The sequence below is a fragment of the Streptomyces sp. NPDC005070 genome, from assembly GCF_053600395.1.
This window is the reverse complement of the sequence record NZ_JBSFZS010000171.1, coordinates 1-12,345: the sequence shown is the minus strand read 5'-3', so window position 1 is coordinate 12,345 and position 12,345 is coordinate 1. Positions and strand designations below refer to the sequence as shown.

Here is a 12,345-nt window from a genome sequence, read left to right as displayed (position 1 = left end):
GGCCCGGCACCATGGCGGTGCCGGGCCCCCGTCCGTCACGGGACCGTGGCTTAGTGAGCCTCGTCGTCCTCGTGCATGTCGGCGGCCTCGACCTCTTCACGGGTGACGCCCAGCAGATAGAGGACCGTGTCGAGGAACGGGAAGTTCACCGCGGTGTGCGCGGCCTGCCGTACGACCGGCTTCGCGTTGAACGCGACCCCGAGACCGGCGGCGTTGAGCATGTCGAGGTCGTTGGCGCCGTCGCCGATCGCCACGGTCTGGGCCAGCGGAATCTCGGCCTCGGCCGCGAAGCGGCGCAGCAGTCGCGCCTTGCCCGCCCGGTCCACGATCTCGCCGGTGACCCGGCCGGTCAGCTTTCCGTCGACGATCTCCAGCGTGTTGGCCTGGGCGAAGTCGAGCCCGAGCCGCTCCTTCAGATCGTCGGTGACCTGGGTGAACCCGCCGGAGACGACACCGACTTGGAAGCCGAGCCGCTTCAGCGTACGGATCAGGGTGCGCGCGCCAGGCGTCAGCCGCACCTCCTCGCGCACCTTCTGCACCACCGACGCGTCCAGCCCTTCGAGGAGCGCCACGCGTGCGTGCAGGGACTGCTCGAAGTCCAGCTCACCTCGCATCGCGGCCGCTGTGACCTCGGCGACCTCGGCCTCGCACCCGGCGTGCGCGGCGAAGAGCTCGATCACCTCGTCCTGGATGAGCGTGGAGTCCACGTCCATCACGACGAGACGCTGGGCCCGCCGGTGCAGGCCCGCGGACACGACCGCGATGTCGACACCGAGTGCCGACGCCTCGGTCACCAGCGCGGTGCGCAGTTCCTCGGTCCCCGTGCCGGACACCGCGAACTCGACCGCGGTCACCGGGTACTTGGCCAGCCGGAAGATACGGTCGATGTTGCCGCCGGTCTTCGTGATCCGCGCGGCGATGGCGGCCGTCGACTCCGCGGTGAGCGGGTGTCCGAGCACCGTGACCAGCGAACGACCCAGGCCGCGCGGACGGTTGTCGCCGAGGCCGGAGATGATCTCGGCCTGCATCTTCATCGACTCCGCCCAGCTGTGGACGGTCGACCGAAGATCACCTTCGAGGCCTGCGGGCGGCTCGGTCACGAGCGCGCACAGCACGATCCGGCCCCGGGTGACGACCTGCTCGATGTCGACCACGTCGACGGAGTAGGCGGCGAGGGTGTCGAAGAGTCCGGCGGTGATGCCCGGCCGGTCCTTGCCGAAGATCTTGACAAGAAGAGTGGGCACATCAGGGGTATGTGAAGCGCTCATGGTATTTCCCACCGTATCCGGCACCCAGTGCCTCCCGCCCGCCCGGTCCGCCTAGCGGACACGGAACACTGGGTGACACCCCGGCGCCCCCCGGGTGACGAACACCCACCCACCACCCCGAGACGCCCCCTCACCCCCACCGCTGCTTCACGGCGCGCCGCACCAACAACCTTCTTTCGCCCCCTCCGCCCCTACCCGACCCGAACCCGGGCTTCCGCCCCAGACCCCGCTCCTCAATCGCCGGAGGGGCTGATTTTCCCGGCCGGGGCTGAAAAATGCACCCGCGGCCGTGACCCGGCGGAAGAGGTCGGCACGGCCACCACGACGCACCCGCAGTCGGCCGCGCACGGAAGGGGACGTGCCGGTACATCACATGCCCGCAGGCCGGACGGATCGGCACCCACGCGCACTTCTCGACCCTGGTGGGATCCGTTCGGATGCGGGCGGATGTACCGGCGCGGCCCCGACCCACCCACCGGCCGGAACCCGGACCCGGAACCCGGAACCCGGAACCGGACCCTGGCACCGCCCCGCGACCGCCGGCCCAGCGCCCTCAGCGCCGCGGACGCCGCGGACCCGGCCGCCCCTCGTCCGGCGAGGGAGGAACCGGCGGCGGGGGAGGAGGCAGCGGCGGCGGCCCGTCCGGCCTCCGCTTCGACGACGGGCCGACCGGCCCGACCGGCCCCACCATCGTGGGCGCCCCGTACACATCCCCCGCCCGATCCTCCGGCTCCCGCAACTCGTCCGGCACCTTCAGATACGGATTGGTGTCAGGGTTCGGCGCCCGATACGACCCCCGAGGCCGATAGGGCCCGGCCTCCGCACCGGCACCCGCACCACCAGACCCCCCGGCCTCCCACGGCACCCCAGCACCTCCGACAATCCCAGCACCCCCGACGACCCCAACACCCCCCGCAACCCTCCGCCCCGCAGCCCCACAAACCCAAGCCAGCAACGCCCCCACAGCCCCCGCCCCCGCCCCCCAAAGGGCCCCCAGGACCAACGCCACCCCCAGCCGCCCCCGCAGCTCGACCCCCGCCCCGAACGCGTCGAACCCGAACACGGACAGGGACGCGTCCACCGACACCTCCGTCAGCCAGGCGAGCAGCGGCAGCGCCAGCGCCGTCACGACCCCCAGCCGAAGTGCGCAGCGCCCGGCGAACCGCAGCGCACCGTCCCCCCGTACATCCGGGCCCCCCGAGGCTCCTCCCGCCGCCGCACTCCCCACCCGTACGAATGGCGTACGCGCAGCCGTCAGGACGCCCGCGTACAGCATCATCAGAGCGGCCGCGAGCGCCAACAGCCATACCCGCCCGTCGAGTTCGGCGAGCCGCCCGAGGGTGACGGGCCGGGACGCGTCGGCGGTCAGGAGCTTGTCGAGGGGGTCGGGCAACAGCTTGGCGAGCTCGCCGGTGGCCTTCCCGTCCCAGGGGACGAAGAGCCCGAGGGGGATGGCGAGCCACACGCCGTTGGGCGCGCCGAGCAGCGCGGCTCCCGCGATCCGCTTCGGGTGGTCGTCGCCGATCGCCGCGTACGCGGCCGCAGCGAGCCCGGCGAGGACGGCGACCAGCAGGACGGCGACGAGCGAGGAGACGGCCGGCCGCACCGCACGGTGCACGGCGTCCCAGCCGCGCGGCAGCGGCGTACGCCGGGAGGCCAGCAGCGCGATCAGCAGGACCGAGGCGGCCCACGCGGCTCCGCCGAGCAGGGTCGACACGGTGTCGACGGAGAACCCCACGGCGGCCTTCGCCTTCACGAGGTCACCGATCTTGCCGGGCAGCAGACCACCGAGATCCCCGAGACCGCCGGGCAGTTTGTCGGTGATGGAACCGAGCCCCCCGCCCCCGCCCCCGGCCTTGTCGAGCCCGAGCTTGTCGCCGTCGATCGTGATGACGTCGTGTCCGGCCCAGGCGAGCCCGCCCAGAGTCGCCACGAACAGGGCGATCACCGAGCCGGCCCGCGCGAGGAGTTCGGCCGGCGTGAGGACAACTCCCGCCCCACGCAAGGAGCGCAGGAAGAACCACGACAGCAGCAGGGCACCGACCAGCCCGACGCCGAGCGGCGTGACCTGGATGGCGGTCTCCGCCTGCGCGCCCTTCAGGCCGAAGGCGGAGACGTTGCCGGACGGCGTCACAGCGCCGCCCGCTCCGAGGGCCACCATCGCGGCGGTCATCGGGCCGAGCGAGGCCGCCGCGTCCGCCCCGAGCAGATGCAGCCCGAGCGCGGCGGTGCCCGCCATCCCGATCAACGCCCAGCTCACGGAGGCGATCGCGGACAGCAGCACGTCTCCCCACGGCACCCGCCCGCCGTTCCCGCCGTGGTGCGTGGTCCCGATGTTCATCGCCAGACCCCCCGATCAGCGACGCGGTGATCCCGCGCATGTCCCCCTCGTGTGGGATTACCACTCTCCGGGCCGGTTTCAACCCCGTCAACGGATACGGACAACCCGCCCGTCACCAACGTTCACAAGGCCCGACTTTCGGTCAGGGGGCCTGAACTGAAATAGTTCCCCACGATGTTCGACATCCCTAGACTCCCTGTGATGGGGGTAACTCGGGGGACAACTCAGTGGGGCTGGAGTGCCGGAACTCGTACTGGAATTGAATGGACGGACCTGGACGCTCGACGCGTCCAGGCCTCACACCCTCGGACGTGATCCGCAGGGGGACATCGTGCTCGATGACGCCAGGGTCTCCTGGCGCCACGCCACGATCAGCTGGAACGGCCGTAGTTGGGTCATCGACGACCACGGGAGCACCAACGGCACCTTCGTGCAGGGGCAGCGGATCCATCAGTTGGAGATCGGTCCCGGTTCGGCCGTGCACCTCGGCAACGCGACCGACGGTCCGCGGCTGAGCGTGTCCGGTGCCGCGGCCCCGGTGGCGCAGCAGCCGTTCGCGGCGCAGGGCGCCGGCCCCGGCTGGGCTCAGCAGCCGACGCCGCAGGGGGCACAGGCCCCGCAGAACGCACAGCATTCGGGGGGCATTCCGCAGCAGCAGGGACCCGGCGGTGGCGCGGGGGCACCGCCGGTCTACGGCGACCGCAGCCCGACGACGTTCCATCAGTTCTCGCTGGGACGTGTGATGCGCATCGGTCGTGCGCTGGAGAACGAGCTGGTGGTCTCCGACCTCCAGGTCTCGCGCCACCACGCCGAGTTCCACGCGACGCCGGACGGCCGCTTCGAGATCCGCGACCTCGGCTCGCACAACGGCACGTACGTCAACGGTATGCCGATCGCCAAGGGCGGCTCCGCGCTGCTCGGCCCGAACGACATCGTCGGCGTCGGCCACTCGACGTTCCGCCTGGTCGGCGACCGGCTCGAGGAGTTCGTCGACACCGGCGAGGTCTCCTTCTCGGCCCGCCACCTGACGGTCACCGTCGACGGCGGCAAGCAGATCCTCAAGGACGTCTCCTTCGGCGTCCCCGAGAAGTCGCTCGTCGCGGTCATCGGCCCGTCGGGTTCCGGCAAGTCGACGCTCCTGAAGGCGCTCACGGGCTACCGCCCCGCCAACCAGGGTGACGTCCTCTACGACAACCGGAACCTGTACAAGCAGTTCGCCGAGCTGCGTCAGCGCATCGGTCTGGTCCCGCAGGACGACATCCTGCACAAGGAACTGACCGTCAAGAAGGCCCTCAAGTACGCGGCCAAGCTGCGCTTCCCCGCCGACACCACGGGCGCGGAGCGCGAGGCACGCATAGACGAGGTGCTGCGCGAGCTGAAGCTGGACATCCACAAGGAGAAGAAGGTCACCTCCCTCTCCGGTGGCCAGCGCAAGCGTGTCTCGGTGGCTCTGGAGCTGCTCACCAAGCCGTCGCTGATCTTCCTGGACGAGCCGACCTCCGGCCTCGACCCGGGCATGGACCGCGATGTCATGCAGCTCCTGCGCGGCCTCGCCGACGACGGCCGTACGGTCCTCGTCGTCACGCACTCCGTGGCAGAGCTCGCGATCTGCGACAAGCTCCTCGTGATGGCGCCCGGCGGCTCCGTCGCCTACTTCGGTCCGCCGGAGGAGGCGCTGAACTTCTTCGGCTACGAGACCTGGGCCGACGTGTTCTCCGCGTTCGAGAACTACCGCGACTACGACTGGGCGGGCCGCTGGAAGGGCTCGCAGCACTACCAGATGTACGCGGCGGACATCGACGCGGTGGCTCCGCAGTCGACACAGATGCCGTCCGCGCAGGCGATGAAGCCGCCGAAGCCGCAGGGCTGGGGCTCCCAGCTGATGACGCTGATGCGCCGCTATGTCTCGGTGATCGTCTCGGACAAGGGCTTCCTGGCGCTGACGGTGATCCTGCCGGCGGTCCTGGGCTCGGTCAGCCTGCTCATCGACAACGGCAAGACGCTGCTGGTCAACGACAAGATCCTGCCGTCGGGCGCTCATGTCGCGAACGGCACCGCCACGACCGTGCTGCTGATCCTCGCGGTCGGCGCGTGCTTCGCGGGCGCCGCCAACTCGGTCCGTGAGCTGATCAAGGAACGGGTGATCTACGAGCGGGAGCGCGCGACGGGTCTGTCGCGCTCGGCGTACCTGATGTCCAAGGTGATCGTCCTGGGTGTGATCACCATGCTGCAGGGCGCGCTGGTCGGCGCCATCGGTTTCGGCAGTCGCGAGGTCCCGTCCGAGGGCCTGATCCTCAAGAGTCTGCCCAAGGTCGAGCTCACGCTGCCGATCATGGCGCTGGGCTTCGTGTCGATGATGTTCGGCCTGATCATCTCTTCGCTGGTGAAGACCGCGGAGAAGACGATGCCGCTGCTGGTCATGTTCGCGATCGTCCAGGTGGTCTTCACCGGCTGCCTGTTCATCCTGAACGGCACGGTGGGTGTCAACCAGTTCTCGTACCTGATGCCGGCCCGCTGGGCGGTGGCGGCGTCCGGGGCCACGCTGGACCTGAACAACATCTTCCCGAACCAGGACGATCCGACGAGCACGGACCCGCTCTGGGACCACACGGCCGGAGCCTGGACCGTGGACATGATCGCGCTGATCGTCCTCGGTATCGCCTGCGGCTTCTTCGTGGCCCGCTTCCTGCGCCGCCACGAGCCCGAGGTCATGCGCAAGTAGACGCCAGGGAACGACGCGAGGGCGGCACCCCCGATCGGGGTGCCGCCCTTCGGCGTCTGTGTGGGAACTCCGCGCTGAGTCCTCAGTACGCGCTGTTCACGTTGTCCATGGAACCGTACTTGTCGGCCGCGTAGTTGGCGGCGGCGGTGATGTTGGCGACGGGGTTGTAGATGTCCCACGAGGTGCCGGCCACGTGGTACGCCTTGAACGTCGGCGGGATGACCTGGAGCAGGCCCTTCGACGGGATGCCGTTGATGGCGTTGATGTCCCAGTCGTTGATGGCCATCGGGTTGCCCGAGGACTCACGCATGATGTTCTTGTGCAGGCCGTGGTACGTGCCGGGGATGCCCTTCGCCTTCATGATGTCGAGGGACTCGCGGATCCAGCCGTCGAGGTTGTTGGCGTAGGTCTTCGCGGCGACCGGCTGCATCTTGATGCGCTGCGTGGAGCGGCTCGCGGCGGCGGCCTTGGCATGGGCCGCGGCGGCCTTCTTCGCGGCGGCCTTCTTCTTCGCGGCGGCCTCGGCGGCGGCCTTCTTCTTGGCGGCCGCAGCCTGGGCGGCCTTCTTCTTCGCCGCGGCCGCGGAGTCCGCCGCCTTGTGCTTGGCCTCGATGGTCTTGGCCTTCAGGGCGGCGGCGCTCGTGCCGGCCACACCGGACTCGACGCCCGTGATCTGCTTTCCGCTGTAGGCGACGGGCGCCGTGGAGGCGGCGGCGTCGTCCGTGGTGGTGTGCGAACCGCCCGGCGCCACGGAGAACGCGAGGGTGGCGGCACCGAGGGTGGCCACACCGGCGAGCGAGTACTTGTGGAGCTTCGTCAGCTTCGGACTACGACCACGAGCGGCAATGTTCTTGAGCATGACTGATAGACCTCTTCGAATAGCGCGGAGGTCGCTCTGCGTCCCGGTCGGGGACTGTGTTTCCGGAACAAACGCCCCGGGGGAGAACCCGAGGCGCTGAGCGACATGAGCAATTCTTAGCGGTCGCAAAATGCTCTGGCAAAGGTGTGACCTACGAAGTCGGGTAGTGGACACAGATGGTGCAAATCGGGGCAGACTGGCACGTCTTCCCTGGTCATCTTGTCCCTTTTATCTCCTATGCTCCTTCGTACGTGACCTGGACCCTATGCGCGGGCTCACAGGGGTCCTCGATCATTCTGACGTGGAGTTGCGAGAGCAATGCTCAGAGTGAGGGCTGTTCCCGGGGAGGATGAGGTGCACGTCCCCGAACTCGTGCCAGAGATAGCGCCCCCGCAGCGCCTCGTCGTAGGCACGGTCGATCGCCGCCCCTCCCGCGATCGCCTCCAGCATCAGCAGATGCGAGGCCTCCGGCTCGTGCAGCCCGGTCACCAGCCCGTCGACGGCCCGCACACCGCGCTCCGGAGTCACCACGAGACCGGTCCACCCCTTCGCCCCGCGGACCAGCCCGTCCTCGCCGGTCGCGGACTCCACGGCCCGCACCGCCGTCGTACCGACCGCGACGATCCGGCCTCCACCGGCCCGCGCGGCGTTGATCAGCCGGGCCGACACCGCCGGAACCTCGTACCGCTCCGGATACGGCGGCTCGTGCGACTCCGCCGAGGCGACCCCCGTGTGCAGGGTGACCGGCGCGAACTGCACACCCCGGCTCACCAGCTCCGCCACCAGACGCGAGGTGAAGGGACGCGCCGCGCTCGGCATCTCCGCGCTCCCCGCCCCGTCGTCCGACGGCAGCGCGAAGACCGTCTGGTACACGGACAGCTGCTGGTCCCTGTCCGTGTAGGAGTAGCGGATGGGCCGCCCGAACCGCCGCAGCAGCCCCAGCACGTCCGCGTCCGGCACCCGCCCCCACCACAGCCGCCGCCCCCGCGCGGTCAGCGGCTCCTCCAGTACGAGAGGTACGTCCCCGGGCAGGCACACCACTGTCCCCGCGGGACCGCCCGCCCGCGCGCGCGTAGTGCCACGGCCGTCCGGATCCCGCAGCTCGACCGCCCACCGCCCGTCGTCACCCCGTGTGGAGAAGTGCACCACCACGCGCGCGTGCCCGATCCGCCCGTCCACGGCCGCCGCCAGAGTGGCCGAGGTGTTGACGATCAGCAGATCCCCGGCCTTCAGCAGCCGGGGCAGCTCCACGAACGCGTGATGCGACACCTCGGTACCGCGCGACACCAGCAGCCGTACGGAATCCCGGTCGCGACCGGGACCCCGCTGCTCCGCCGGCACCCGCGCCGACAACTCCTCCGGAACGCTTCCCCACTCCCTGCCGCGCCCGGCCCGAGAGACCCCCGCCACCGTCGTCACCGCTCCTCCAGCAGGTCCGAAGCCGTGTAGCGCCCACTGGCCGGCCGTTCGTCGAGCAGCCGCAGGAACGCCGGGACCACACGGTCCGGCGCCGGGCGCGGATCGTCGTCGTCCGGTACGGCCGCCGTATAGAGGTCCGTCTCCATGTCCCCCGGATCCACCGCCCACACCCGCAGACCGGGCTCCTCCTCGCCGAGCACCGCCGAGAGATGGTCCAGCGCCGCCTTCGAGGCCCCGTAGCCGCCCCACGTCTCGTACGCCTGCACCGCGGCGTCCGAGCTGACGCCGACGACCGCGCCCGCCCCGGCCGCCCTCAGCAGCGGCAGCGCCTCCTGGACCAGGCCCAGCGCGGCGACCACATTGACCTCCAGGGCCCGCCGCAGTCCCTCCGGATCCAGCTCCTCCAGGCGCACCAGCGGCTCCGCGCCCAGCGCGCTCGCGTTGTTCACGAGCAGATCGACACCGCCCAGCTTCCGGGCCGCCGCCACCAGCTCGGCACGGTGACCGGCGTCCGTCACGTCCCCGGGCAGGGCCTCCACCCGCGTCCCGTACGCGGAGAGCGCCCGCGCGGTCTCCTCCAGCACCCCGGCCGTCCTGGCGTCGAGCACCAGATCCCAGCCGCGCCCCGCCAGCGCCGCGCCGAGCGCCCTCCCCAGTCCCTTCGAGGCCCCCGTGATGATCGCTACCGGCATGACAACCGTCCCCTCGTTCGGACCGCCTTCCCGGCGGCTGCCCTCACGGTAGGAACGCGGTCCGCCCGGGCGCCTCGTACGCGGGCCGCAATGATCAGGGGCCCTTCGTCCTAGGCCCAATGGCCCGGCGGGCGAGGCCGACGGCCCGATACGCACGGTCACACCGCGCCGGTAGTTTGGGGTCATGAGTCACGGACCCCGGTCGGGCCTGTACGCGGTGAGCTCCGCGCTGCTGGCCATGAGCAGGCATCTCGAAGTGCGCGACGTCCTCAAGACGATCGTCGCCTCGGCCCGCGAACTGCTCGACGCGCAGTACGCGGCACTGGGCGTGCCCGACGACCACGGCGGCTTCGCCCAGTTCGTCGTCGACGGGGTCAGTGACGCGCAGTGGAAGGCCATCGGACCGCTCCCGCGCCAGCACGGCATCCTCGCCGCGATGCTGCGCGAGGCCCGCCCCGAGCGCCTGGCCGACGTGCGCGAGGACCCCCGCTTCGAGGGCTGGCCCGCGGCCCACCCCGACATGTCCGACTTCCTGGGCCTGCCCATCCGCGACGGCGACGAGATCATCGGCGCGCTCTTCCTCGCGAACAAGCTGCGGCCCGAAGGAGCGGCGCCGTGTTCCGAGGCGGACGGCCGCTGCGGCTTCACCGAGGACGACGAGGAACTCCTCACCATCCTCGCCCAGCACGCGGCGATCGCCCTGACCAACGCCCGGCTCTACGAACGCAGCCGCGAACTCACCATCGCCGAGGAGCGCTCCCGGCTCGCGCACGAACTGCACGACGCCGTCAGCCAGAAGCTGTTCTCCCTGCGCCTGACCGCGCAGGCCGCCGCCACCCTCGTCGACCGGGACCCCTCCCGCGCCAAGGGCGAACTCCAGCACGTGGCCGCGCTCGCGGCGGAGGCGACCGAGGAACTGCGCGCCGCCGTCGTCGAGTTGCGCCCCGCGGCCCTCGACGAGGACGGACTCGTCGCCACCCTGCGCACCCACATCCAGGTCCTCGACCGCGCCCACTCCGCGCGCGTGACCTTCTCCAGCCACGGTGTACGAGCACTGCCCGCCTCCCAGGAGGAGGCCGTGCTCAGGGTCTCCCAGGAGGCCCTGCACAACGCGCTGCGGCACTCCGGCGCCGCCCGCGTCGACGTCACCCTGGACCGGCGCGGCCCCGGCGCCGTCCTGCACGTCCGCGACGACGGCGGCGGCTTCGACCCCACCGCGATACGCAGCGCCGGCCGTCATCTCGGCCTGGTGTCGATGCGGGACCGGGCGAGCGGGGTCGGCGGCACACTCACCGTGGAATCGGTGCCCGGGAAGGGCACCGTGATCGAGATGGAGGTTCCTGGTGGCTGACGCGATCAAGGTGCTGCTCGTCGACGACCATCAGGTCGTCCGCCGGGGGCTGCGCACCTTCCTCGAAGTGCAGGACGACATCGAGGTCGTCGGAGAGGCCTCCGACGGAGCCGAAGGCGTCGTCCGTGCCGAGGAGTTGAAACCGGACGTCGTCCTCATGGACGTCAAGATGCCGGAGATGGACGGCATCGACGCGCTGCGCAGACTCCGCGAACTCGCCAACCCGGCGCGCGTGCTGATCGTCACCAGTTTCACCGAGCAGCGCACGGTGGTGCCTGCCCTGCGCGCGGGCGCCGCCGGGTATGTGTACAAGGACGTCGACCCCGACGCGCTGGCCGGAGCCATCCGCTCGGTCCACGCGGGACACGTCGTCCTGCAAGCCGAGGTCGCGAACGCGCTGTTGTCCCAGGAGGAAGTCAACTCGGGTCAGGGAAGAGGTGTTTCGCTCACCGAGCGGGAGCGGGAGGTGCTCGGCCTGATCGCGGACGGCCGCTCCAACCGGGAGATCGCCCGCGCCCTCGTCCTCTCCGAGAAGACCGTGAAGACCCACGTCTCGAACATCCTGATGAAGCTCGACGTCGCCGACCGCACCCAGGCCGCGCTCTGGGCCGTACGGCACGGGATCACGGACTGATCGTCAACTCGGAGGGTGCCGCTCCGGGATGAGATTCATACCGTCGGGTGTATGTCACCCGGATGGCGCATCCTCCGTGGAGCCCGGCCGTTCTCCAGTGCGCCGCGGCGGACCTGCCGCGGTGTTCGCGAGGAGGGGTTTCGCAGTGAAGAACCTGAAGAAGTTCACGGCTGTCGCGATGGTGGCCGGCGGCCTGGTCGCCGCCGGCGCGGGCATGGCCTCGGCGGCGGACGGCGCGTCGGCGTCCGGCAAGGCCGTGGGTTCCCCGGGTGTCGTCTCCGGCAACCTCGTCCAGGCCCCGGTCGACGTACCGGTGAACGTGGTCGGCAACAGCGTGAACGTCATCGGAGCCCTGAACCCGGCCTTCGGCAACCTCGGCCTCAACCGCTGAGGTTCCCCGTCGCGGCGACCTTGACCACCGGCCTTCCAGGGACCCCCTGGGGGCCGGTCGGCTTGTCGGCTCATCCGCGGACTGCACCGGACGGGGCAATCGGTACGGCTCCCCGTGCCGTCCCCGACTCGGCGGCGTTTCTCAGCGTACGACCCGCGGCAGGGTCGGATCCGTAAACGCAGGAGGAACGTTTTTCATGAACATCGCCAAGAAGGCCGCCCTGGCCGTCACCGTCGTCGGTATCGCCGCGGGCGCTGGTGCCGGTGCCGCTGTCGCCGACTCGGGTGCCGAGGGCGCGGCCGCGAACTCGCCGGGCGCGGTCTCGGGCAACGTTGGCCAGATCCCCGTCCACGTCCCCGTCAACGTCGTGGGCAACACCGCGAACCTCGTCGGCCTCCTGAACCCGGCCTTCGGCAACACGGGCGTCAACGGCTGAGCCACCCCGTCGAAAGGGCCCCGCGAACGGAAACGTTTCGCGGGGCCCTTCCGCATGCACCCTCCGGCACGACGCACACGCCACGACAGCCTTCGTGGCCAGCGCCTCCGACCCGCTCCCCAATCGCCGGAGGGGCTGAAACGTCCCCCGCGGGAGCCGCTGGATTCTGCACCCGCGGCCGGGATCCGGCGGAAGGGGCCGTGCCGGTACATCGATGCCCGTCGCCACCGAC

General features: G+C 70.7%; 10 protein-coding genes. 5 read left to right on the top strand and 5 right to left on the bottom strand.

The features are described from left to right. Positions 1-50: 50 nt before the first annotated feature. Positions 51-1,268, bottom strand: a complete 1,218-nt coding sequence (gene serB, locus ACWEBX_RS33970) for a phosphoserine phosphatase SerB (protein ID WP_451888616.1) — start codon at positions 1,266-1,268, stop codon at positions 51-53. Positions 1,269-1,821: 553 nt separating this feature from the next. After that, positions 1,822-3,609, bottom strand: coding sequence for a streptophobe family protein (locus ACWEBX_RS33965; RefSeq protein WP_451888615.1), 1,788 nt, complete (start codon positions 3,607-3,609; stop codon positions 1,822-1,824). 238 nt (positions 3,610-3,847) lie between these two features. Here ACWEBX_RS33965 and ACWEBX_RS33960 point away from each other — a divergent pair, with 238 nt between their 5' ends. Beyond that, complete coding sequence (locus ACWEBX_RS33960; RefSeq protein ID WP_451888614.1) at positions 3,848-6,331, top strand: FHA domain-containing protein; 2,484 nt, start codon at positions 3,848-3,850, stop codon at positions 6,329-6,331. An 82-nt stretch (positions 6,332-6,413) separates the two neighbouring features. Here the strand turns inward: ACWEBX_RS33960 and ACWEBX_RS33955 are convergent, their stop codons facing one another. From ACWEBX_RS33955 to ACWEBX_RS33945, 3 genes are all read right to left on the bottom strand, one after another. Beyond that, positions 6,414-7,190: a transglycosylase SLT domain-containing protein gene (locus ACWEBX_RS33955; RefSeq protein WP_451888613.1), complete on the bottom strand. Its 777-nt coding sequence runs from the start codon at positions 7,188-7,190 to the stop codon at positions 6,414-6,416. Between the two features lie 291 nt (positions 7,191-7,481). Then, positions 7,482-8,609 (bottom strand): S-adenosylmethionine:tRNA ribosyltransferase-isomerase, encoded by a 1,128-nt coding sequence (locus ACWEBX_RS33950; protein WP_451888612.1) that lies wholly within the window; start codon positions 8,607-8,609, stop codon positions 7,482-7,484. Then, positions 8,606-9,301, bottom strand: a complete 696-nt coding sequence (locus ACWEBX_RS33945; protein ID WP_451888611.1) for an SDR family NAD(P)-dependent oxidoreductase — start codon at positions 9,299-9,301, stop codon at positions 8,606-8,608. The genes ACWEBX_RS33950 and ACWEBX_RS33945 overlap by 4 nt, the downstream gene beginning before the upstream one ends. 184 nt (positions 9,302-9,485) lie before the next feature. Between ACWEBX_RS33945 and ACWEBX_RS33940 the strand changes: the two genes are divergently transcribed. The 4 genes from ACWEBX_RS33940 (at position 9,486) to ACWEBX_RS33925 (ending at position 12,113) form a co-directional block, all read left to right on the top strand. Beyond that, on the top strand, positions 9,486-10,652 hold the full coding sequence (locus ACWEBX_RS33940; RefSeq protein WP_451888610.1) for a GAF domain-containing sensor histidine kinase: 1,167 nt from the start codon (positions 9,486-9,488) through the stop codon (positions 10,650-10,652). Further along, positions 10,645-11,286 (top strand): response regulator, encoded by a 642-nt coding sequence (locus ACWEBX_RS33935; RefSeq protein WP_451888609.1) that lies wholly within the window; start codon positions 10,645-10,647, stop codon positions 11,284-11,286. Before ACWEBX_RS33940 ends, ACWEBX_RS33935 begins: the two co-directional genes overlap by 8 nt. Positions 11,287-11,431: 145 nt before the next feature. After that, the gene (locus tag ACWEBX_RS33930; protein ID WP_382794734.1) at positions 11,432-11,677 is read left to right on the top strand and encodes a chaplin; all 246 of its coding nucleotides are present in this window, start codon (positions 11,432-11,434) and stop codon (positions 11,675-11,677) included. A gap of 196 nt (positions 11,678-11,873) precedes the next feature. After that, on the top strand, positions 11,874-12,113 hold the full coding sequence (locus ACWEBX_RS33925; protein WP_451888608.1) for a chaplin: 240 nt from the start codon (positions 11,874-11,876) through the stop codon (positions 12,111-12,113). Positions 12,114-12,345: the final 232 nt, after the last annotated feature.